The sequence below is a fragment of the Achromobacter ruhlandii genome (assembly GCF_902859695.1).
GTDB classification, from domain to species: domain Bacteria; phylum Pseudomonadota; class Gammaproteobacteria; order Burkholderiales; family Burkholderiaceae_B; genus Achromobacter; species Achromobacter ruhlandii.
Genome location: NZ_CADIJL010000002.1, coordinates 440682 through 462151, shown reverse-complemented (window position 1 = coordinate 462151; position 21470 = coordinate 440682). Strand labels below are relative to the sequence as shown.

Annotated in this window: 18 protein-coding genes; 10 read left to right on the top strand and 8 right to left on the bottom strand. The window is 71.1% G+C overall.

The features are described 5' to 3' along the window. Window positions 1-62 precede the first annotated feature (62 nt). Together HV742_RS04305 and HV742_RS04300 are read left to right on the top strand one after the other, a co-directional pair. Entirely contained in the window at window positions 63-1283 is a 1221-nt protein-coding gene (locus HV742_RS04305; RefSeq protein ID WP_175144561.1) for an MFS transporter, read from the top strand. 155 nt (window positions 1284-1438) lie between these two features. After that, entirely contained in the window at window positions 1439-2080 is a 642-nt protein-coding gene (locus HV742_RS04300; RefSeq protein ID WP_175144560.1) for a glutathione S-transferase family protein, read from the top strand. 16 nt (window positions 2081-2096) lie between these two features. Here HV742_RS04300 and sodC read toward each other — a convergent pair whose 3' ends face one another. From sodC to HV742_RS04285, 3 genes are all read right to left on the bottom strand, one after another. Then, window positions 2097-2624 carry a superoxide dismutase family protein gene (gene sodC / locus HV742_RS04295; protein WP_059271010.1) on the bottom strand — a complete coding sequence of 176 codons (528 nt, stop codon included), beginning with the start codon at window positions 2622-2624 and terminating at the stop codon, window positions 2097-2099. Between the two features lie 186 nt (window positions 2625-2810). After that, a complete protein-coding gene (locus HV742_RS04290) occupies window positions 2811-4055 on the bottom strand; it encodes a DUF445 domain-containing protein (RefSeq protein WP_100507887.1) in 1245 nt (414 codons plus the stop codon). Between the two features lie 150 nt (window positions 4056-4205). Continuing rightward, window positions 4206-5075: a LysR substrate-binding domain-containing protein gene (locus HV742_RS04285; RefSeq protein ID WP_068950978.1), complete on the bottom strand. Its 870-nt coding sequence runs from the start codon at window positions 5073-5075 to the stop codon at window positions 4206-4208. Window positions 5076-5297: 222 nt separating this feature from the next. On the opposite strand from HV742_RS04285, the gene eno reads away from it, so the two are divergent. Together eno and HV742_RS04275 are read left to right on the top strand one after the other, a co-directional pair. Continuing rightward, a complete protein-coding gene (gene eno / locus HV742_RS04280; protein ID WP_175144559.1) occupies window positions 5298-6578 on the top strand; it encodes a phosphopyruvate hydratase in 1281 nt (426 codons plus the stop codon). Window positions 6579-6659: 81 nt separating this feature from the next. Then, complete coding sequence (locus tag HV742_RS04275; protein WP_253184340.1) at window positions 6660-7115, top strand: DUF2000 domain-containing protein; 456 nt, start codon at window positions 6660-6662, stop codon at window positions 7113-7115. 24 nt (window positions 7116-7139) lie between these two features. On the opposite strand, the gene HV742_RS04270 is transcribed toward HV742_RS04275, so the two are convergent. The 4 genes from HV742_RS04270 to HV742_RS04255 form a co-directional block, all read right to left on the bottom strand. After that, on the bottom strand, window positions 7140-7871 hold the full coding sequence (locus HV742_RS04270; protein ID WP_059271019.1) for a hypothetical protein: 732 nt from the start codon (window positions 7869-7871) through the stop codon (window positions 7140-7142). A 94-nt stretch (window positions 7872-7965) separates the two neighbouring features. Continuing rightward, a complete protein-coding gene (locus HV742_RS04265) occupies window positions 7966-8565 on the bottom strand; it encodes a hypothetical protein (RefSeq protein ID WP_175144558.1) in 600 nt (199 codons plus the stop codon). Then, window positions 8547-9845, bottom strand: coding sequence for a hypothetical protein (locus HV742_RS04260; RefSeq protein ID WP_175144557.1), 1299 nt, complete (start codon window positions 9843-9845; stop codon window positions 8547-8549). The genes HV742_RS04265 and HV742_RS04260 overlap by 19 nt, the downstream gene beginning before the upstream one ends. A 435-nt stretch (window positions 9846-10280) precedes the next feature. Continuing rightward, window positions 10281-11207: a LysR family transcriptional regulator gene (locus tag HV742_RS04255; RefSeq protein ID WP_100505295.1), complete on the bottom strand. Its 927-nt coding sequence runs from the start codon at window positions 11205-11207 to the stop codon at window positions 10281-10283. 281 nt (window positions 11208-11488) lie between these two features. Here HV742_RS04255 and HV742_RS04250 point away from each other — a divergent pair, with 281 nt between their 5' ends. From HV742_RS04250 to HV742_RS04225, 6 genes are read left to right on the top strand one after another with little or no spacing between them, the layout of a single operon-like run. After that, window positions 11489-13609 (top strand): 3-hydroxyacyl-CoA dehydrogenase NAD-binding domain-containing protein, encoded by a 2121-nt coding sequence (locus HV742_RS04250; protein ID WP_175144556.1) that lies wholly within the window; start codon window positions 11489-11491, stop codon window positions 13607-13609. Between the two features lie 25 nt (window positions 13610-13634). Beyond that, a complete protein-coding gene (locus tag HV742_RS04245) occupies window positions 13635-14816 on the top strand; it encodes an acetyl-CoA C-acyltransferase (protein WP_054415540.1) in 1182 nt (393 codons plus the stop codon). An 11-nt stretch (window positions 14817-14827) separates the two neighbouring features. Continuing rightward, window positions 14828-16024 (top strand): acyl-CoA dehydrogenase family protein, encoded by a 1197-nt coding sequence (locus tag HV742_RS04240; protein WP_175144555.1) that lies wholly within the window; start codon window positions 14828-14830, stop codon window positions 16022-16024. 9 nt (window positions 16025-16033) lie between these two features. After that, a complete protein-coding gene (locus tag HV742_RS04235; RefSeq protein WP_175144554.1) occupies window positions 16034-17167 on the top strand; it encodes an acyl-CoA dehydrogenase family protein in 1134 nt (377 codons plus the stop codon). Window positions 17168-17184: 17 nt separating this feature from the next. Next, complete coding sequence (locus tag HV742_RS04230; RefSeq protein ID WP_254600950.1) at window positions 17185-19152, top strand: acyl-CoA synthetase; 1968 nt, start codon at window positions 17185-17187, stop codon at window positions 19150-19152. 60 nt (window positions 19153-19212) lie between these two features. Further along, window positions 19213-20199, top strand: coding sequence for a tripartite tricarboxylate transporter substrate binding protein (locus HV742_RS04225; protein WP_175144553.1), 987 nt, complete (start codon window positions 19213-19215; stop codon window positions 20197-20199). A 60-nt stretch (window positions 20200-20259) separates the two neighbouring features. On the opposite strand, the gene HV742_RS04220 is transcribed toward HV742_RS04225, so the two are convergent. Beyond that, window positions 20260-21303 carry a D-cysteine desulfhydrase family protein gene (locus tag HV742_RS04220; RefSeq protein WP_175144552.1) on the bottom strand — a complete coding sequence of 348 codons (1044 nt, stop codon included), beginning with the start codon at window positions 21301-21303 and terminating at the stop codon, window positions 20260-20262. Window positions 21304-21470: the final 167 nt, after the last annotated feature.

The window sequence follows — 21470 nt, the reverse complement described above, 5'->3', positions numbered from 1 at the left end:
CCGCGGGGCCCGGTCATGATCGGGCCCTCGTCGTTTCCGCGGCCGCGCCGGCCGTTGCCCCCATGACCGCCCTGCCCGCGGCGTTCCGCCGCCTGGCCGCCTCCAATCTGGCCGCCCAATGTTCCGAACAGATCGCCCTGGCGGCGGCGCCGCTGGTGGCGGTGCTGGCGCTGGGCGCCAACGCCGCCCAGACCGGCTATCTGCAGACCGCCCAGACCCTGCCCTTCCTGCTGCTGTCATTGCCCGCCGGGGTGCTGGCCGACCGGATCGCGCGCCGCACCCTGATGACCGCCGCCGAATGCGCGCGCGCCGCCAGCCTGCTGGGCCTGCTGGCGCTGCTGGCGGCGGACGGCCTGAGCCTGGCCGCGCTGGCGGTGCTGGGCTTCCTGGGCGCGGTCGGCACGGTGGCCTACAACGTCGCCGCGCCCGCGCTGGTGCCCACGCTATTACCGGCAACCCTGCTGGCGCAGGCCAACCGCTGGCTGGAACTGGCGCGCAGCGCGGCGTTCTCGGCCGGGCCGGCGCTGGGCGGCGCGCTGGTCGGCGGCCTGGGCGCCGCCGTCGCCTATGGCCTGGCCACCCTGCTGTCGCTGCTGGCGGCGGGGCTGCTGGCGGGCCTGCCTTCCGAGCCGCCGCGCGCGGCCGTGCGCCGCCACCTGTGGCGCGAACTACGCGAAGGCGCCGCCTTCGTGGCGGCGCATCCCCTGCTGCGGCCGGTGCTGGTGACGGCGGTGTGCTTCAACACCGCCTGGTTCGTGCTGCAGGCCGTCTACGTGGTCTACGCGGTGGAGCGGCTGGGCCTGACCGCCGCCGGCGTGGGCATGACGTTGGGCATCTACGGCGCCGGCATGCTGGCCGGAGCCCTGGCCGCGCCGTGGCTGGCGGCGCGCCTGCCGTTCGGCGCGCTGATCGCGGCCGGCCCCACCTGCGCGCTGGCCGCCAGCCTGATCCTGCTGTCGACGCTGGCATGGCCGGCGGGCGCCTGGGCCGGGGTCGGCCTGTTCCTGTTCGGCGCCGGACCGATCCTGTGGACCATCGCCACCACCACGCTGCGCCAGGCGGTCACGCCCAACGCGCTGCTGGGCCGCGTCTCGGCCGTGATCGTCACGGCGACGTTCGGCGCGCGGCCCGTGGGCGCCTTGATCGGCGCGACCCTGGCGGCGCGGCTGGGCATGGATGCCTGCCTGTGGTTGTCCAGCGTGGGCTTTGCCGCCCAGTTCGTGGTGCTTTTGACCTCGCCCGTGGCGCGGCTGCGCCGCCAGCCGGAAACCGTGGCGGCTTGAACCGCGCCGTGCCGCGCCGGCGGGGCCGTCTGTTGCGGTCCCGCCGGGCGGGATCTGTATCTGGCGGCGGCCAGCGGCGGCCGCTAGACTGGCCTGCCATCGAGGCCGCCGCACGCGGCGCCTCGGCCGACGCCACACCTCGCCGCGCCACCAACATGCTGAACATCCTCGGAAAAGCCTCTTCCATCAACGTCCGCAAGGTGCTCTGGACTTGCGTCGAACTGGGCCTGCCCTTCGAACGGGAGGATTGGGGTTCCGGCTTTCGCCCGACCAACGAGCCCGCGTTCCTGGCGCTCAATCCCAACGCCATGGTGCCGGTGCTGCGCGACGGCGACTTCGTGCTGTGGGAATCGAACAGCATCATCCGCTATCTCGCCAACCAGTACGGCGCCGGCCGCGAACAGCCGCTGTATCCGTCCGAACCCCGGCGCCGCGCCCGCGTCGACCAATGGATGGATTGGCAGGCGACCGACCTGAACCGCTCCTGGAGCTATGCTTTCCTGGCGTTGGCGCGGCAGTCGCCGGCGCACCGCGATGCCGCCGCCATCGAGGCATCGAGCCGCGATTGGGGGCATTTCATGGGAATCCTGGAACGGCGCCTGGGCGAGACGGGCGCCTACGTGGCCGGCGAGGCCTTCACGCTGGCCGACATCGCCGTCGGCCTGTCGGTCAACCGCTGGTTCGCCACGCCGCTGGACGACGCCCTGCGGCCCGCGCTGCCGGCGGTGGCGGCCTACTACGACCGGCTGGCCGAGCGGCCGGGCTATCGCGCCCATGGCCGCAACGGCACCGCCTAGCGGACGACCCGGCGCGTTACTTCACGACGCCGCAGATCATGCGGCCGCCGCCACCGCCCAGCGGCTTGGGCGTGTCGCTGTAGTTATCGGCGCCCACGTGGATCATCAACGCGTGCTGCTTCACGTCGGCCAGCTTCAACCGCGGCGCCACCACGGCGGTCTTGGCGCTGCCATCGGCCGCCACCGTGATGAACGGCAGGTCGCCCAGGTGGCCATCCTCGGCCAGCGGCCCCTTGTGCGCCTTGGTGTTGTGCGGATCCAGGTGACCGCCCGCGGCGCCCCCCGGCATCACCTTGCCATCTACCGTGGTGGACTCACATGAACCCTTTTCATGCACATGGAAGCCGTGCTCGCCGGGCGGCAGGCCCGCCAGCTTGGGGGTGAACTTCAGGCCGCCCTTGGTCTGTTCCAGCGTGACGGTGCCCGCGCTCTTGCCCACGGAGCCGTCGTCGTTCAGGAATGACATCGTGACGCTCTCGGCCTGGGCGACAGCCGAGCCGCCGGCCAGCGCCAGCGTTGCAACGAGAATCGAGAATTTCTTCATGGACTTGCCTCCTGGAATAATGCGCGTGATACGGCCGCCCGGTCGAGCGGCGGGCGTCCCGGAGCCCGCGGTCAGGCCCCTGGACTGCCGAAGACAATAGCACTGCGCCACGCCGCTTCGCCAGCAATCTTCATTCCTGATACATCGGATACGTCCGCAAATCGCCGATGATTGACGCACGCCGCGCTAGCCTGTCGCCAGCAGCACCGCCGCGTGCAACAGCACGCCGATCAGCCCGCCCACCAGCGTGCCATTGAAGCGGATGTATTGCAGGTCGCGCCCCACGCTCAGTTCCAGCTCTTCGACCAGATGGCGTTCGTCCCACAGCTTGACAGTGCGCGAAATATGCTCGGTGACGCCGATGCGCAACCGCCCGGTCAAGCGCCGTGCCGCGCCCAGCACATGGCCGTTGATGGCCTCGCGCAGGTCCGGGTCTTCGCCCAGCTTGCGCGCCAGCGCCAGCAGGGCGTTTTCCAGGTGCGCGGCCAGCGCGGATTGTTCATCGCTCAGGTCGCGCCGCAACGCGGCATGGATGTCGTCCCACAGGCCCTGCACATATTCCTGCACCTTGGGATGATCGATGGCGCGCTGCTTCATGGCCTCGACCTGCGCGGCCAGCGCCGGGTCGGTGCGCAGGCGCGCGATGTAGTCCAGCACCCAGGCCTCGTAGTCGCGCCGCACCGGATGATCCGGTTCGGACAGCACATCGCGCAATTCCTGCACCAGCGCGCGCGCCAGCCTGTCGGCGAGGTTGTCGGCGATGCCCTCGACCGAGGCAATCACGTCCACCGCCTTGATGATGCGCGGCCATTCCTTGCGCGCGAACTTGACCAGCAGCGCCGAAGCGCGCTCTTTGACGTCCTCGTCGCCCAGGTAGCCGCCCAGCCGCTCCATGGCCGCGTCCAGCAGCTCCTGGTGGCGGCCGTCGCGGGTCAGCAGGCCCAGCACCTCGCCGGCGGTGCCGGCCGCGTCCCAGCGCCGCAGCGTCTTCACCACGAATTCCTGGATCACGCCGCGCACCGCGCTATCGTCCAGCAGGTCCAGCGTCTGCAACGCCACCCGTCGCGCGCCGTCGCTCAGCGCATGCGCCTGTTTCGGCCGCGCCAGCCAGCGCGACAGGCGCGCGGCCGGGTCGAAGCCGCGCAGCTTTTCCATCAGCGTGTCCGGGTCGAGGAAGTGGTCGCGCACGAACACCGCCAGGTTGTCGCCGATGCGGTCCTTGTTGCTGGGGATGATGGCGGTGTGCGGAATGGGCAGTCCCATCGGCCGGCGAAACAGCGCCACCACCGCGAACCAGTCGGCCAGCGCGCCCACGGTGGCCGCTTCGCAGAAGGCCCGCACCCAGGCCCAGGCGCCCTGCCCGCCCATGACATGGCTGGTGATGAAGCCGCTGATCATGGCCACCAGCAACGCCAGCGCGGCGATCTTCATGCGCCGCAACTGCGCGCGGCGGGCCTGCGACGCCAGCGCCGAGCGCGTGATGAACGCCTTGGCGGACGGGCTGGCGGATTGCGGCGTATCGGTCATGGAGTCTCCGGCGGGAATGCCCGTCCAGCATACCAAGCCCGCCGCGGGCCGGGCTCAATCACCGGCGTCGGCCAGCGCGCCGCGCAGCCAGGCGATGAACGCGTCGGCGTGGGCGGTGCGCGCCCGCCCCGCCGCCGGCACCGCGCGCAGGCCGCCCTCGAACGGCACGAAGCCGTACGGCGCCACCAGCACGCCGTCCTGCAGCTCGCGCGCGATCAACCGCCGCTCGACCAGCGCCACGCCCAGGCCCGACAGGGCCGCCTCGATACACAGGTGGGTGTGCGGAAACGCCAGCGTGTCGCCCCGCGCCGCCGGCTGGCCGGTGATGGCCTCCCATTGGTTCCAGGCGCTGGCGGTGTATTCATGCGCAATGCGGGTGCGCGTGGCCGGCTTCCTGCGCGCATAGGCCGGCGTGCAGACCGCGCCGAAGCGCACCGGCGCCAACGCCAGCGCCCGTGCCCGGTCGGCTTCGGCATAAGCGGACAGGTCCCAGGCCAGGATCAGGTCGGCGCCCTCGTTGCGCATCTCGCGCGCGGAAGTCATCGACAGGCGGATGCGGATCTCGGGATGCTTGCGGTAGAAGACGGCCAGTTGCGGCACCAGCCAACGCATGGCGAAGGTGGCGCTGCAGGCCACATGCAGGCCCGGCGCCTGCGATTCGCGCGCCAGCCGCTCGTAGGCATGTTCCAGCTGATCGAAGGCGGCGCGCACGGAGGCATAGAAGGCCGTGCCGGCCGGCGTCAGGCGCAGACCGGTGCCGTCCTTTTCGAGCAACGCCGCGCCCGCGTGCTCCTGCAGCAGGCGCAGGTGGCGGCTGACGGCGCCGTGGCTGCGGCACAGCTCCTGGGCGGCGCGCGTGACCGAACCGCTGCGGGCAACGGCCTCGAAGGCGCGGACGGCGGACAAAGGCGGTAATTGGCGCATGAGCTTCATTCGTCAGGAAAACTGACATATCCGCAGAAAAACTGCATTGTCGGACGCTGGCCTTGTTTTTAGCATGGCGGCATTGTCATTGGGCCTGCAGCGCTCGTCATACCACCGAATCACTGCGTGGATCGGCGCGGCGGGTCAGCCCTCTGGCGCGTCCCTTGCCCTGCCCCATTGTTTGAATTACCTGACGATATTCCCGTCACTGCGGAGCCCTTCATGCACATCACCCATCTTGCCGCCCACGAAGCCCTGGACAGCCGCGGCAATCCCACCGTCGAAGTCGAGGTCCGCCTGGACGACGGCGCCCAGGGCCTGGCCCTGGTGCCGTCGGGCGCCTCGACCGGCAAGCGCGAGGCCCTGGAGCGGCGCGACGGCGACGCCGCCCGCTACCTGGGCAAGGGCGTGCTGGGCGCGGTCGGCGCGGTCAATACCGAGCTGCGCGCCGCCCTGCTGGGCCTGCCGGCCGATCAGCAGGCCCGGATCGACCAGATCATGATCGAACTGGACGGCACGCCCGACAAAAGCCGGCTGGGCGCCAACGCCCTGCTCGGCGTGTCGCTGGCGGTGGCGCACGCGGCCGCCCACAGCCAGTGGCTGCCGCTGTGGCGCCACATCGGCGGCGTGCAGGCGCAGACGCTGCCGGTGCCCATGATCAACATCATCAACGGCGGCGCGCACGCCGACAATCCGCTCGACTTCCAGGAGTTCATGATCCTGCCGGTGGGCGCGGACAGCTTCCGCGAAGCCCTGCGCATGGGCGCGGAGGTGTTCCACACCTTGCGGCTGGCGCTCAAGGCCGCCGGCCACAGCGTCAACGTGGGCGATGAAGGCGGCTTCGCGCCGATGCTGCGCAATGCCCCGCAAGCGCTGGATTTCATCATGGCCGCGATCGAGCGCGCCGGCCTGCGCCCCGGCGCCGACATCGCGCTGGCGCTGGACCCGGCCGCCAGTGAATTCCATGGCCCGGACGGCTACCGCTACCACGGCGAGAACCTGCTGCGCGACGCCGAACAGCAGGTGCGGTACCTGGCCGGGCTGGTGCGCGACTACCCCATCGTCTCGATCGAGGACGGCATGGCCGAGGACGACATCATCGGCTGGAAGACACTGGGCGCGACGCTCGGCGGCGCCTGCCAGCTGGTGGGCGATGATGTGTTCTGCACCAACCCGCGGCTGTTCCAGGCCGGCATCGACCAGGGCATCGGCAACGCCATCCTGGTCAAGATCAACCAGATCGGCACGCTCAGCGAGACCGCCCAGGTGCTGGCGCTGGCGCGCCGCGCCGGCTATGGCGTGGTGATGTCGCACCGCTCCGGCGAAACCGAGGACACCAGCATCGCCGACCTGGCGGTGGCGGCCAACTGCGGCATGATCAAGACCGGCTCGCTGTCGCGCGCAGACCGCACCGCCAAGTACAACCGCCTGCTGCGCATCGAGCGCGAACTGGGCGCGGCCGCCGTCTATGCCGGCGCCGGCGCGCTGGCGCGGCGCGGCTGACGGCCCGCGACGCGTTCACTGGCGTTCAAGACAGGGCAGACGCCAACGCCGACGATGGCGGCTTTTGCCGAGGAACCGCGCATGTCCGTCCCCACCGCCCCTGTCGTCCCGTCCGCGCCCGCCGTGCCGGAGAAAATCGTGATCGTGCTGGCGGCAACGCTCGGCGTGGGCCAGGCCGCCAACGTCTCGGCCTGCCTGGCCGCGGGCCTCGCGGCCGCCCTGCCCGGCTGGGCCGGCGCGCCGCTGCGCGACCCCGATGGCATGGCCTCGTCGGCCATCTCGCACCTGCCCATCATCGTGCTGGCGGCCGATGCGGTGCGGATGGCGCAATTGCGTCAGCGGCTGACGCAGCCGCCGCCCGAGGACGCGCGGCTGGCCGTGTTTCCGGCCTATGCCCGCGAGATCCATGAGGCTGCCCACTATTGGGCGCGGCACCGCGAGACCTCGCACCGCGACCAGCCCCTGCTCGGCGTCGGCCTGGCCGGCGCCAAGCGCTGGATCAACGCGCTGACCGGCAGCCTGCCGATGCTGCGTTGAACGCCCGCGCGCCGGCGCCACCGCTCAGGCGCGCTCGCGGTACGCGGTGGCGCACAGGATCGACAGGAACAGCAGCAGCGCCAGCGTCAGCAACAGGCCGCCCGCCGCCGTGATGATGGCGTCGGCGCGCCACAACACCAGCGTCCGGCGCAACGCGGCGCCGGTCACCTCGGTCAGGCCCGTCAGCAACAGCAGCACGGCGGCGAACGGCCAGACCGCGCCGCGCAGCGCCTGGCGCGACCGCCGCCAGCCATAGCCATCCGTCAGAGCGGCCTGCGGCAGGGCCAGGGACCAGGATCCCAGCAAGTGCGTCATGGGCAGCCACAGGATCATCAGCAACAGCAACGCGATGGCCAGGAACACCGTGCTGGGCGTGTTCGGCATCTGGAAATACAGGGAGAGCGTCAGGCTGCCGCTGATCGACTTCAGCGCGGCGACCGCAACGATCGCCGCGAACACCAGGGCCAGCACCCGCGCCTGGGCGCCATCCAGGCTGGGCGCCTGGCGCGGCACGCCCGCCAGTTGGCGCTGCCACGCCAGCGCCACGCGCGCCAGGGCCAGCAGATTGACCACCGCCGCCAGCAGGAACCAGGCTTCGCGCGGACCGCCCGCCTGGTTCAGCAGCAACGCGCCCGGCAGCGACAGCGCGAACAGCACGCAGGCCCACGGCGCGGCGGCGACCATGGCGGGCACCTGAGCGGTGAACTGGCGGGCCGTCAATGCCAGCAGGCGGCTCGCGGTGGGCGGATGTGGCAAGGGGTACCTCTCTCGGTCAGGTCCGGACCATCGGCCCAGCGGCCGATGGCGACTCCAGGCCTTATACCAGAGACGCGCGCCCGCCGGGCAGCGTTCAATCGGCCAGCAGGCCCGGCGCCACCGCCGCCAGCGTGGCGATGCGCGCGTCCATTTCCTGCGGGCGCGGATTGTCGATATTGCCGGCGCCCGCGGTGCGCAGCCGCAACGTCAGCAGCCCGCCGCCGTCGGCGCTGAACTGCAGGCCGAACACCCAGTCCACGCCTTGGGCGCGGGCGATCAGCGTCAGCCAGCCGGAGTCCGGCTCGATCAGGGTCCGGGCCCGCAACAGGCCGCGCGCCTCCAGCGCCGACGGCGCGGCGGCGGCGAACCGCTGCATGGCCGCCAGCACGGTCGGGGTCTCGGCGGAGAAAGCGATCTGCACCAGTTGCAGCGGCGGCGCCAGCAGTCGATGCGAGAACAGCCGCGGCATCGGCGTCGCGGCGGGCCCCGCGCCGGCCGTCCACGAAGCCGGCACCGTGACCGGTCCGGGATCCGCGATGCCGGCCGGCGCCGGCGCCGTGAGCCGGGCCTGTCCGGCGGTCGACGCACAGCCGCCGAACAGCACCGCGGCCAGGGCCGGCAACAACAACCGGGGCAACCAGCGCAGGAAGCCGCCGCCCTCGCCGGCGCGCGGCGCTAGGATCTGGCCGCGCATGCCTGGCCCTCTGGCGTGTCGTGATAGGTGCGGAATTCCTCCAGATCCGCCAGCGGCTTCTGCAACCGATAGCAGGCGTTCAGGCCGCGCAGCAGCAGAAAGGCTTCCTCGCTGCCGAGGGACTTGGAGAAATCATCGTCGGCCAGCTTGGTCGAAATCTCGTCCAGCGTCTTCTGGTCGCGATAGCGCGCCAGCCGCTCGCCCAGCGTGTAGGCGGTCAGCGCGGCCTGCAGCCGGCCCTGCGCGTCGCTGACCTGCTCGACCGAGGCGCTGGCGCCGACCTTGCTCAGCAGCGCCGTCAGCGCCACCGACTTTTCCAGCACCGACTTGGGCACGATGCTCTCGAAAGTGCCCACCGACACCAGCGCGGTCGGCACGTTCAGCGGCGCGGCGCCGTCCATCACCTGGTTGGTGCGGGTGTTGTAGGTGAGCGCCTTTTCCCAGAACGCGCGCGTGCCGGCCACCGGACGCCCCACCACCACATAGGTGCCCTGCTTGAGCAGGCCGAGGTTGGAGCCGGCCGACTGGCTCACCGCCGACTGCGAATACAGCTGCACGCTGTAGTCCAGCACCATGCGGTTGCGCTGGTTCGCCAGCACCAGCTCGGCGGCGGTGAAGGCCGCGCCCACCAGCGGCGAGACCAGCGGATTGTTGGCCAGGCTGGCCGCGCCGTTGGCCACGCCCTGCGCCCGTTGCAGCGCGCGCAGGGTCTCGGCGTTGCGTTCGGTGGTGACGTCCATCACGCGCAGCCGGAACGATGGCGCCACGCGCTCGTCCCAGCGCTGCACGTAATACACCAGCAGATTGGAGAAGTTCAGGGATTGATCGGGCTGCACGCCGCGCTGGTACCAGACCACGATGGACTGGTTGCTGCCGTCGTCCCTGGCGGCGATGTCGAGGATGACCGCGTAGTCCGCCGGGCCGTCGATGCCGGCGGTCTTGACGCCGGCCGCGTCCTTCAGCGCCGGGATCTCGACCGACCGCATCATGATCGAGAGCGGCGCGTTGGCGGGCACCGCCAGTTGCCGTTCCGCGTCGGAAGAGGCCGGCGCGCCGGCCTGCTCCAGCACGCGCGCGCGCTCATCGTCGCCGGGCTTGAGATAGAAGATGCGGTTGTCGGCGTAGATCGGGGTGTGCACCGTGTAGGCGTCGCCGATGCGCGGCTCGCTGCCCGCGCACCCCGCCAACATCGCCGCCAGTCCCAACATGCCCCACCGCAACGCGGCGCCGTCCGGACGCCGCAGGCCGGACCATATCCGGCGCATGAACACGAAAGCCATACTTGCTCCGCAAGAAAAGGCCCGCAATGGATCGGAACAACGCCTACGCCAGGCGCGATGGGCAAGAGGCGGTCAAGGCCGCCCTGGCCGCGGCCGGGGACTCCCGGCGCCAGCCGGCGCGGGAATGGTCGGCATTTTTATCATTATGTTTCTTTTTGTCAAACTTCCGCGCGGTTGCCCGGTCCCGTGGCGCCGGATTCGCCTTGCTGCCCGCGTTTCGCGCCGGGCGGGCGTCACCACGGTTCGAAAGCGGCCGGGATCGGCGCGTAGCCCGGGCCGAGCGCGCGCGGGATGGCGTCGGCCCGCATCATGGCCTGGAAAAAGCCCTTCAGGTCGTCCGCCACGCGCCGTATCCGCGCAGAGCGCATGCCGATCACAGGGATGGGGAACTCGCCCGACGACAGCGGCCCCGGCGGGCGCCGCCGAAAGCCGGTCCTAGGCCGCGCCCAGCAGTCCGGGCCGTCCTTCGTGCGCGGCCTGGGCGCGCTGCTGGATGAACTCGATCATCATCGCGATGGCGCGCGGGTGGTGGCGGTTGGGCATGTACAGCATGTACATCGCGCGGCCGAAGATGCTCAGCCGCCAATGCGGCAAGGCGGCGATCAAATCGCCGCGCGCGATGTCGTCGTGCACCACGTAGTCCGGCACCACGCCGATGCCCAGCCCGGCCAGCATGGCGTCGCGCAGGAAAGCGTAGTTGCGCGAGATGATGGTGGGTTCCAGCACCACGTGCTGGCGCGGCTGGCCGCCGTAATACGCCGACAGCCGCAGCGGCCGGCCGATGACGGCGGCGCTGATGACGGGCAGGCGCGCCAGGTCGGCCGGCTTGTCCGGCAGACCGCGCTCGCGCACGAAGGCGGGCGAAGCGCAGGCCACGTAGCGCACCTGGCCCAGTTCGCGCGCCACCAGATTGTGCGGCGGTTCGGACATGATGCGCACGGCGATGTCGACCTCGTCGCGCAACAGGTCGTCGACGCTGTTCTCGAACAGCACGTCCAGCACGATGTCGGGGTAGGCGCGCTTGAATTCCAGCAGCCACGGCGTCATCACGAACTGGCCGTAGCCGCTGGGCACGCTCAGCCGCACCTTGCCCTGCGGCGTCTTACCCAGGGATTCGACCGCTTCGCGCGCGGCCGCCAGTTCGTCCTGGATGCTGCGGCCGTGCTGGTACAGCTTCAGGCCGATCTCGGTGGGCTCGACGTGGCGCGTCGTGCGCCGCAGCAGCTGCATGCCGACGGCGCGTTCCAGCTGGGTCAGGTGGTAGCTGACATTGGCCCGCGTCATCTTCAGGCGGCGCGCCGCCTCGCTCAGGTTGCCCGCGTCCACGATCTCCACCAGCAGTGTCAACGCCTTCGTATCCATGTCGAATCTCCCGAGGGGCCGGCATTCCTTCATTGCAACGCGGCGCCCGCAGCCGATTGTCAATTTTTTTTATCGTCAATGTCAATTATGGATGCCATTGTCAAGACTTCTTTGCTGGGAAAGAATAGACGGATACAAGACGGGCCGTTCCTGGCCCGCCAGGCGCCGCGACTGCGCCGCGTCCGCCCCGGGCGCGCCGGCCTCGCCAGAGCCCCGCTCTGCGATGCCGCCGTGCCGGCCAGGGCCGGCGCGGGCGGTGACCCTACCGGAGACACTGTCCCATGACAGCCAGCGCACCCGCCGGCGCCGTTCACACGCGCCGCGACGGCGACGTTCTCGTCGTCACCATCGATCATCCCCCCGTCAATGCCCTGAGCGCCGAGGTGCGCGCGGGCCTGGCGCGCGCCATCGACCAGGCCGGCGGCGACCCGCAGGTGCGGGCCGTGCTGCTCACCGGCGCCGGCAACAACTTCATCGCCGGCGCCGACATCCGCGAATTCGGCAAGCCGCCGCGTCCGCCCGCCCTGCCCGACGTGTGCAACCAGATCGAGGCCTGCGCCAAGCCGGTGGTGGCCGCGCTGCACGGCGCCGCGCTGGGCGGCGGCCTGGAAGTGGCGCTGGCGGCGCATTACCGCGTGGCCTTGCCGAACGCCAAGCTGGGCCTGCCCGAAGTGACGCTGGGGCTGCTGCCCGGCGCCGGCGGCACGCAGCGCACGCCGCGCCTGATCGGCGCGGCCGCGGCCTTGGACCTGATGCTGTCGGGCAAGCCGATGACGGCGCAGGCCGCCGTCGCGGCCGGGCTGGCCGATGAACTGGCCAGCGGCGCCGACCCCCTGGCCGCCGGCCTGGACTACACCCGGCGCCTGCTGGCGCAGGGCGCCAAGCCGCGCCGCAGCCGCGACGGCCAGGCGCTGGCCGACAAGGCCGCCTCGCTGGCCGCGATCGACGCCGCCGGCCAGCGCATCGCCGCCAGCACACGCGGCCTGTTCTCGCCCGCGAAGATCCTGGACGCCGTGCGCGCCGCCGTCGAACAACCTTTCGACGAGGGCCTGCGCGCCGAGCGCGCGCTGTTCCTGCAATGCCTGGACAGCCCGCAGCGCGCCGGCCTGATCCACGCCTTTTTCGCCGAACGCGAGACCGCCAAGATCCCTGAATTGAAGCAGGCCAAGCCGCGCCGGCTCGACAGCGTCGGCGTGATCGGGGGCGGCACCATGGGCGCGGGCATCGCCGTGGCGGTGCTGGACGCCGGCCTGCCGGTGGTCATGGTGGAACAGGACGAGGCCGCGCTGGCGCGCGGCCGCCAGCGCGTCGAACACGTCTACGACCTGCTGGTCGGCAAGGGCCGCATGAGCGCCGACGAGCGCGCCGCCCGGCTGGCGCGCTTCACCGGCGCCACCGACTATGCCGCGCTGGGCGAAGCCGACCTGATCGTCGAGGCCGTGTTCGAGGACATGGATGTCAAGCGGGCCGTGTTCGCGCAGCTTGACCGCGTCGCCAAGCCGGGCGCGGTGCTGGCCACCAATACCTCTTACCTGGACGTGGACCGCATCGCCCAGGCCACGCGCGGCCCCGCCGATGTGCTGGGCCTGCACTTCTTTTCGCCCGCCAACATCATGAAGCTGCTGGAGGTGGTGGTGGGCCGCCAGACCGCCGCCGACACCGTCGCCACCGGCTTCGAGCTGGCGCGCCGCCTGCGCAAGATCCCGGTGCGCGCCGGCGTCTGCGACGGCTTCATCGGCAACCGCATCCTGGCGGTGCACCGCCAGGCGGCCGACATGATGATGGAGGACGGCGCCTCGCCCTACGAGATCGACGCGGCGGTGCGCGACTTCGGCTATCCCATGGGTCCGTACCAGATGGTGGACCTGGCCGGCGGCGACATCGGCTGGGCCACGCGCAAGCGCCGCGCCGCCACCCGCGACCCGGCGCTGCGCTACGTGCAGATCCCCGACCGCCTGTGCGAGCGCGGCTGGTTCGGACAGAAGACCGGCCGCGGCTTCTACCTGTATCCGGATGGCGCCCGCCAGGGCACTCCTGATCCGGAAGTGCTGGCGATCATCGACGCCGAGCGCCAGCGCGCGGGCGTGACGCCCCGTCCGTTCAGCGCCGAGGACATCCAGCGCCGCTACCTGGCGGCCATGATCAACGAGGCCGCCAACGTGCTGCACCAGGGCATCGCGCTGCGGCCCTCGGACATCGACGTGGTGTTCCTGTCGGGCTACGGCTTTCCGCGTTATCGCGGCGGGCCGATGCATTACGCCGACCGCGTCGGGCTGGCCAACGTGCTGGCCGACATCCGCGCCTTTGCCAAGGAAGACCCCGCGTTCTGGAAGCCGTCGCCGCTGCTGGTGGAACTGGCCGAATCCGGCCGCGATTTCGCCAGCCTGAACCAGGCCGCCTGACCCCACTCACCCAACGGAAACCGACATGCGCGAAGCCGTCATCGTCTCCACCGCCCGCACGCCCATCACCAAGGCGCAACGTGGCGAATTCAACCTGATCGCCGGGCCGACCCTGGCCGCCCACGCGGTGCGCGCCGCGGTCGAACGCAGCGGCATCGACCCCGCCCTGATCGAGGACGCCTTCATCGGCTGCGGCTACCCCGAGGGCGCCACCGGCCGCAACATCGGCCGCCAGGCGGTGATCCGCGCCGGCCTGCCGGTCAGCGTCGGCGGCGCCACCGTCAACCGCTATTGCGCCTCGGGCCTGCAGGCCATCGCCTCGGCCGCGGCGCGCATCGTCATGGACGGCGCGCCCGCCATGCTCGCCGGCGGCGTCGAGCTGGTGTCGCAGATCCGCACCCGCGACGACGGCGTCAGCGGCATGGACCCGTGGATCGTGGCCAACAAGCCCGAGCTGTACCTGCCCATGATCGAGACCGCCGACATCGTCGCCGCGCGCTACGGCATCAGCCGCGAGGCGCAGGACCGCTTCGCCGCGCAGAGCCAGGCGCGCACCGAGGCCGCCCAGGCCGCCGGCCGCTACCGCGAGGAGATCATCCCCGTCACCACCACCATGGCCGTCACCGACCGCGCCACCGGCGCCGTGTCGGAACGCGAGGTCACGGTGGACCACGACACCTGCAACCGCCCGGGCACCACCTACGAGGCGCTGGCCAAGCTGGCGCCGGTGCGCGGCCCGGACCAGTTCGTGACCGCCGGCAACGCCTCGCAGCTGTCGGACGGCGCCGCCGCCTGCGTGCTGATGGAAGCGGCCGAGGCGCAACGCGCCGGCATCCGCCCGCTGGGCGCGTTCCGCGGCCTGGCGATCGCCGGCTGCGAACCCGATGAAATGGGCATCGGCCCGGTCTACGCCGTGCCCAAGCTGCTGGCGCGCCACGGCCTGAAGGTCGACGACATCGATCTGTGGGAACTGAACGAAGCCTTCGCCTCGCAGGCGCTGTACTGCCAGGAACGCCTGGGCATCCCGATGGAGCGGCTGAACGTGAACGGCGGCTCGATCGCGCTGGGCCACCCGTTCGGCGTCACCGGCGCCCGCCTGGCCGGCCACGTGCTGCTGGAAGGCCGCCGCCGCGGCGCGCGCTACGCCGTCGTCACCATGTGCGTGGGCGGCGGCATGGGCGCGGCCGGCCTGTTCGAAATCTACTGAGGAATCGCCCGATGGATCTGGAATTCACCCCCGAAGAAAACGCCTTCCGCGACGAGGTCCGCGCCTTCCTGGCCGCCAACCTGCCGCCGCGCCTGTCGGCCAAGGTCACGCAGGGCAAGCTGCTGGCGCGCGCCGACATGGTCGAATGGCACGCCATCCTCAACCGCCAGGGCTGGCTGGCCAGCCACTGGCCGGTGGAATACGGCGGCACCGGCTGGAGCGCCACGCAGAAGTTCATCTTCGACAACGAGTGCGCGCTGGCCGGCGCGCCGCGCATCGTGCCGTTCGGCCTGAGCATGCTGGGGCCGGTGCTGATCAAGTACGGCAACGAGGCGCAGAAGCGCCACTGGCTGCCGCGCATCCTGGACGGCTCGGACTGGTGGTGCCAGGGCTACTCCGAACCCGGCGCCGGCTCGGACCTGGCCTCGGTCAAGACCACCGCCGTGCGCGACGGCGACCACTACGTCGTCAACGGCCAGAAGACCTGGACCACGCTGGGCCAGTACGCCAACATGATCTTCTGCCTGGTGCGCACCTCCAGCGAGGGCCGGCGCCAGGAAGGCATCAGCTTCCTGCTGATCGACATGGCCAGCCCGGGCGTGCAGGTGCGCCCCATCATCACGCTGGACGGCGAGCATGAAGTCAACGAGGTGTTCTTCTCGGACGTGCGGGTGCCGGTCGAGAACCTGGTGGGTGAGGAAAACCGCGGCTGGACCTGCGCCAAGTACCTGCTGACCTATGAGCGCACCAACATCGCCGGCGTCGGCCAGTCGACCGCCGCGCTGGAACGCCTGAAGGCGGTGGCCGCCAGCCAGAAGAAGAACGGCCGCCCGCTGGCCGAGGATCCCGACTTCGCCGCGCGCCTGGCGCGGGTCGAAATCGAACTGGCCAACATGCGCACCACCAACCTGCGCGTGGTGGCGGCGGTGGCCGGCGGCGGCGCGCCCGGCGCCGAAAGCTCGATGCTGAAGATCCGCGGCACCCAGATCCGCCAGGAGATCACCGCGCTGAACCGCCGCGCCATGGGGCCCTACGCCCGCCCGTTCGTGGCCGAGGCCCTGCACGACGACTACGACGCCGCGCCCATCGGCCCGGAAGGCGCCGACAGCGCCGCGGCGCAGTACTTCAACAACCGCAAGCTGTCGATCTTCGGCGGCTCCAACGAAATCCAGAAAAACATCATCTCCAAGATGATCCTGGGACTGTAAAGGCCGGCCATGAACTTTGAACACACCGAAGACCGGCGCATGCTTTCCGACATGCTGCGCCGCTTTGTCGCCGAACAATACGACTTCGCCACGCGCGAACGCCACGCAAAAATGGCGCAAGGCTACAACCCCGAATTCTGGCGCCGGTATGCCGAACTGGGCGCCATCGGCGCGCTGTTCGCCGAGGAGCACGGCGGCCTGGGCGGCGCGGGCTTCGACATCAGCGTGGTGTTCGAGGCGCTGGGCCGCGGCCTGGTGCTGGAACCCTTCCTGGATGCGTTGATGGTCGGCAGCGCCATCGCCCGCGCCGGCAGCCCGGCGCAGCGCGAGGCGCTGGACGGCCTGATCGCGGGCGGCATCACCGCCGCGCTGGCCGCGGCCGAGCCCACCTCCGGCTACGCCCTGAACGACGTGCGCACCCGCGCCGAGCTCAGCGGCGACGGCTGGGCGCTGAATGGCGCCAAGGCCGTGGTGACGGGGGGCGAGCATGCCGACCTGTTCCTGGTGTCGGCGCGCACCGGCGGCGCCGAGGACGACGAATCCGGCATCAGCCTGTTCCTGGTCAGCGCCGGCACCCCGGGCGTGACGGCGCGCGGCTACGACCTGATCGACGGCGGCCGCGCCGCGGAACTCACGTTCGAGAACGTGGCGCTGGGCGCCGACAGCCTGCTGGGCGAGGCCGGCGCCGGCCATGCGCTGCTGGAACACGCCACCGGCCGCGGCATCCTGGCGCTGTGCGCCGAGGCCGTGGGCGCGATGGACTGCGCCCGCGACGCGACCCTGGAATACCTGCGCACGCGGCGCCAGTTCGGCGTGCCGATCGGCAGCTTCCAGGCGCTGCAGCACCGCATGGCCGACGTGCTGCTGGAGATCGAGCAGGCGCGCTCGGCGGTCATCAACGCCGCCGCCGCGCTCGACCACCCCGACCGCGCCACGCGCGAACGCGCGCTGTCGGCCGCCAAGTACACCATCGGCCGCATCGGCACGCTGGTGGCCGAGGAAAGCATCCAACTGCACGGCGGCATCGGCATGACCTGGGAGCTGCCGCTGGCGCACTACGCCAAGCGGCTGGTCATGATCGACCACCAGCTGGGCGACGAGGACCATCACCTGCGGCGCTACATCGCGCTGGGGCGGGCGTAAGCGGCGAGGACGGCATCATGACGCAGGCCCCTACAGACCGACCCATCGACTCACCCATCGATGCACCCAACGCCGCGCCCCTGGGCCAGCCCTTCGCCGCGCCGTTCCCGGTACGCACCATCGACGACGTGCGCCGGCTGGCGGCGCGGCCGCTGGCCGAGACGCTGACGGTGCAAAGCACCTACGAGATCTTCCGCAACTCGGCCGCCGCCTTCGGCGATCGCCTGGCCCTGACCTTCCTGCGCAGCGCCGATCCGGACGAGCCGGCCATCAGTTGGCGCTACAACGACCTGCTGGCCGGCATCCACCAGACCGCCAACCTGCTGCACAGCCTGGGGCTGGGCCCGACGGACGCCGTCGGCGTGCTGTTGCCCGGCTGCCTCGAATACCATCTGGCGCTGTGGGGCGGCGAGGCCGCCGGCATCGTGCAACCGCTCAACCCGCTGCTGACCGACGACAAGCTGGCCTCGCTGCTGACCACCGCCGGCGCCAAGGTGCTGATCGCCTACGGCTCGGACACCGAATGCGAGTCCTGGTCCAAGGCCCTGCGCCTGCGCGAGCGGGTGCCGACGCTGCGCACGCTGCTGCGCGTCGCGCCGCACGACGAGCCGCCGTCGCAACGCCCGGCGCTGCCCGACTTCGCGCTCGACTTCAACAGCGCGCGCGCTGACCAGCCGTCGGATCGGCTGGTCAGCGGCCGCGTGATCCGCGCCGACGACGTGGCCGCCTACTTCCACACCGGCGGCACCACGGGCGCGCCCAAGCTGGCCATCCACACCCACGCCAACCAGGTCTTCACGGCCTGGGCGGCGGTGCAGTTGCAGGGCGCGGGACCCGGCGACGTGGTCATCAACGGCTATCCGCTGTTCCACGTGGCGGGCGTTTTGCCGGCCTCGCTGGCGGCGCTGTCGGCCGGCGTGCAGACCGTGATCCCGACCACGCTGCTGCTGCGCAACCGCGAGGTGCTGCGCAACTACTGGCGGCTGGTCGAGCGCCACCGCGCCACCTCGCTGCAGGGCGTGCCCACCATCCTGGCGGCGCTGGCCGAGATCCCGCTGGACGGCGCCGACATCTCGTCGCTGCGCTACTGCCGCACCGGCGCCGCGCCGTTGCCGGCGGAGCTGGCGGCGCGCTTCGAGCGCCTGTTCGGCCTGCACGTGAACGAAAGCCTCGGCATGACGGAAATGGCCGGCATCACCTCGATCACACCGCCCGGATCTCACTTTCCGGTCAACTGCGTGGGCTTTCCGCTGCCCTATGTGCAGGTGCGCGTGGTCGGCCTGGACGCGCCCGCCGGCCAGCCGGCGCGCGACCTGCCGCCCGGGCAGGCCGGCATGCTGCTGTTCAAGTCGCCCAACGTGATCCCCGGCTTTCTCGACCCCGAGGACACGGCGCGCGCCTTCACCGAGGACGGCTGGCTCATCAGCGGGGATGTCGGCTACCTGGACAGCGAGGGCCGCCTGCACCTGCAGGGCCGCGCCAAGGACCTGATCATCCGCGGCGGCCACAACATCGATCCCAAGACCATCGAGGATGCGCTGGCCTCGCACCCGGCGGTGCGTATCTGCGCCGCGGTGGGCGCGCCCGATCCGTACGCGGGCGAACTGCCGATCGCCTTCGTGACCCTGGCCGACGATGCCGAGGTCTCCGAGGCCGAGCTGGTCGCCTACGCCGCCGCCCACGTCGACGAGGCGCCGGCGCGGCCCAAGCGCGTGATCGTGCTCGAGCAGATGCCCATGACCAACGTCGGCAAGATCTACAAGCCCGACCTGCGCCGCCTGGCGACGGCGGTCTCGGCGCGCGCCGTGGTCGAGCGCGTCCTCGAACAGGCCGGCCTGCCGCCGGATAGTCCCCTCCTGCGCGTGCTGTCCGACGCGCAGCCCGACGTCGCCGTAGAAGCCGACGCCGCCACCCCCGCGCCGCTGAAGGAGCAGTTGCGCGAGGCGCTGCAACGACTGCCGGTCAAGGTCGCCCTGCGCGGCTGACCGGCGCCTCGCAACACAGCCACGACACACAAAACCATAATCACATCGGAGACAAGCCCCATGGCCCACCAACCCCTGCGCCGCGCCTGCCTCGGCGCCCTGCTGCTGGCGCTGGCCGGCGGCACGCTGGCGCCCGCGGCGTCGGCGCAAAACGCCTTTCCCACCAAGCCCATCACGCTGATCGTGCCGTTCCCGGCCGGCGGCTCCACCGACCGCCACCTGCGCATCGTGGCGCAGGACGCGTCCAAGTACCTGGGCCAGCCCGTCATCGTCGAGAACCGCCCGGGCGCGGGCGGCACGCTGGGCACCGCGACCATGTCGCGCACCGCCAAGCCCGACGGCTACACCGTCGCGCTGTACACGCTGGCCATGCTGCGCATGCCGTACATGCAGAAGACCTCGTGGGACCCGATCAACGACTTCACCTTCATCATCGGCCTGTCCGGCTACACCTTCGGCTTCACGGTGCGCGCCGACTCGCCCTACAAGACCTTCAACGAGTACATCGAGGCCGCGCGCCAGCATCCGGGCACCATCGACTACGGCTCGACCGGCGTGGGCTCGTCGCCGCACCTGCTGATCGAGGAAGTGGCCATCAACGCCAAGGTCAAGCTGAACCACGTGCCCTACAAGGGCAACGCCGACATGCAGCAGGCGCTGTTGGGCGGCCACGTGATGGCGCAAAGCGACGCCACCGGCTGGGACCAGTTCGTCGATTCGGGCAAGATGCGGCTGCTGGTGACGTTCGGCGAAAAGCGCACCACCCGCTGGCCCGACGTGCCGACCGCGCAGGAGCTGGGCTACAAGGTCGTATCGACCTCGCCCTACGGCCTGGCCGGCCCCAAGGGCATGGACCCGGCGGTGGTCAAGACGCTGCATGATGCCTTCAAGAAGGCGCTGTTCGACCCGGCCAGCATCGAGGTCATGAAGCAGCTGAACCAGGAACCCGCCTACCGCGACAGCGCCGACTACAAGGCCTGGGCCCAGGCGACCTACGTCAAGGAAAAGGGGCTGATCGAGTACCTGGGGCTGATGGCCAAGGACTGACACCGCCCCCAGGCTCCGTCCTGGACGGGCCGGTCGCCTCGCGGCGGCCGGCCCGTTTTTTCATTGGAACGCGGACTTGTAGGCGTACAGGCCGGGCGCGCCGCCGGTCATCACGAACAGCACGTCGCTGCCCGGCGCGTGGCGGCCGGCGCGCACGTCGGCCAGGAGGCCGGCGAAGGCCTTGCCGGAATACACCGGATCGAGCACCAGCCCTTCGCTTCGCGCCAGCAGGCCGACCGCCTCCAGCATGGCAGGCGTGGGCACGCCATAGGCCAGGCCGCGCTGGCTGCCATCGACCAGGATGTCGTTGGGCGCCGGCGCCGCAACGTCGTCCGCCTGGCCCTGCGCCAGCAGCGCCAGCGTGGCGGCGGTCAGGTCGACGGTCTTGGCATGCGCGACCTCCGCGTCGGCCAGCGTGGTGAAGGACTGCACGCGGCTGGCGGGCAGGCCCGCCGCGACCACCCCGGCCGCCAGGCCGGCATGGGTGCCGGCGCTGCCGTTGGCCACCACGATGCGGGCGAAATCCACGCCCAATTCACGCGACTGCGCCAGGATCTCCAACGCGCAGGCGGCGTAACCGAGCGCGCCGACGGGCGTCGACCCGCCCAGCGGCGCCAGGTAGACGCGGCGCCCGGCCAGCTCCAGCGCGCGCACCCGCTCCAGCGCCGCCGCCATGGCATCGGCGCCCACCGGCAGCGCATGCACCGTCGCCCCGAACAGGCGGTTCAGCAGCATGTTGCCGTTTTCCTCGTAATCGACGTCGTCGCGCGGCACCACCCGGCCCAGCACCAGCTCGCAGGCCATGCCCGCGCGGGCCGCGGCCGCCGCCGTCAGGCGCGCATGGTTCGATTGCAGGCCGCCGACCGTCACCACGGTATCGGCGCCCTGCGCGCGCGCCTCGCCCAGCAGGAACTCCAGCTTGCGCAGCTTGTTGCCGCCGCCGCCCAGCGACATGTGGTCGTCGCGCTTGACGTACAGGCGCACGCCGTTGCTTGCGGCCCCCAGGGCCGCCTCCAGCCCGGCCAGGCGCTGGATCGGGGTGGGGCCGTCGAGCAAGGCATGACGGGGAAAGCGCTGCAACGCGGACGAAAGGCCAGTGGGCATGGGGAATTCCAGATGAACGCGGATGATCGCCGGCCGGCGACCGCATGTGCAGGTACCGACCCTGAATCGGGATGGCAAGCAGGATACGCCAAGATCTTCGTGCGATTGATCATGCTTTTCGAGGCGATTATGCGGAATCCGGCACAAATGCCCGTGCAGGCTCAAGG

What these genes read in the sequence shown, in the direction of transcription:
- HV742_RS04220 (WP_175144552.1), bottom strand. Translation starts at nt 21,303, where the DNA reads ATGCCCACTGGCCTTTCGTCCGCGTTGCAGCGCTTTCCCCGTCATGCC.
- HV742_RS04255 (WP_100505295.1), bottom strand. Translation starts at nt 11,207, where the DNA reads ATGGATACGAAGGCGTTGACACTGCTGGTGGAGATCGTGGACGCGGGC.
- HV742_RS04285 (WP_068950978.1), bottom strand. Translation starts at nt 5,075, where the DNA reads ATGCGCCAATTACCGCCTTTGTCCGCCGTCCGCGCCTTCGAGGCCGTT.
- HV742_RS04275 (WP_253184340.1), top strand. Translation starts at nt 6,660, where the DNA reads ATGTCCGTCCCCACCGCCCCTGTCGTCCCGTCCGCGCCCGCCGTGCCG.
- HV742_RS04225 (WP_175144553.1), top strand. Translation starts at nt 19,213, where the DNA reads ATGGCCCACCAACCCCTGCGCCGCGCCTGCCTCGGCGCCCTGCTGCTG.
- sodC (WP_059271010.1), bottom strand. Translation starts at nt 2,624, where the DNA reads ATGAAGAAATTCTCGATTCTCGTTGCAACGCTGGCGCTGGCCGGCGGC.
- HV742_RS04305 (WP_175144561.1), top strand. Translation starts at nt 63, where the DNA reads ATGACCGCCCTGCCCGCGGCGTTCCGCCGCCTGGCCGCCTCCAATCTG.
- HV742_RS04265 (WP_175144558.1), bottom strand. Translation starts at nt 8,565, where the DNA reads ATGCGCGGCCAGATCCTAGCGCCGCGCGCCGGCGAGGGCGGCGGCTTC.
- HV742_RS04245 (WP_054415540.1), top strand. Translation starts at nt 13,635, where the DNA reads ATGCGCGAAGCCGTCATCGTCTCCACCGCCCGCACGCCCATCACCAAG.
- HV742_RS04230 (WP_254600950.1), top strand. Translation starts at nt 17,185, where the DNA reads ATGACGCAGGCCCCTACAGACCGACCCATCGACTCACCCATCGATGCA.
- HV742_RS04240 (WP_175144555.1), top strand. Translation starts at nt 14,828, where the DNA reads ATGGATCTGGAATTCACCCCCGAAGAAAACGCCTTCCGCGACGAGGTC.
- HV742_RS04290 (WP_100507887.1), bottom strand. Translation starts at nt 4,055, where the DNA reads ATGAAGATCGCCGCGCTGGCGTTGCTGGTGGCCATGATCAGCGGCTTC.
- HV742_RS04250 (WP_175144556.1), top strand. Translation starts at nt 11,489, where the DNA reads ATGACAGCCAGCGCACCCGCCGGCGCCGTTCACACGCGCCGCGACGGC.
- HV742_RS04300 (WP_175144560.1), top strand. Translation starts at nt 1,439, where the DNA reads ATGCTGAACATCCTCGGAAAAGCCTCTTCCATCAACGTCCGCAAGGTG.
- eno (WP_175144559.1), top strand. Translation starts at nt 5,298, where the DNA reads ATGCACATCACCCATCTTGCCGCCCACGAAGCCCTGGACAGCCGCGGC.
- HV742_RS04260 (WP_175144557.1), bottom strand. Translation starts at nt 9,845, where the DNA reads ATGGCTTTCGTGTTCATGCGCCGGATATGGTCCGGCCTGCGGCGTCCG.
- HV742_RS04235 (WP_175144554.1), top strand. Translation starts at nt 16,034, where the DNA reads ATGAACTTTGAACACACCGAAGACCGGCGCATGCTTTCCGACATGCTG.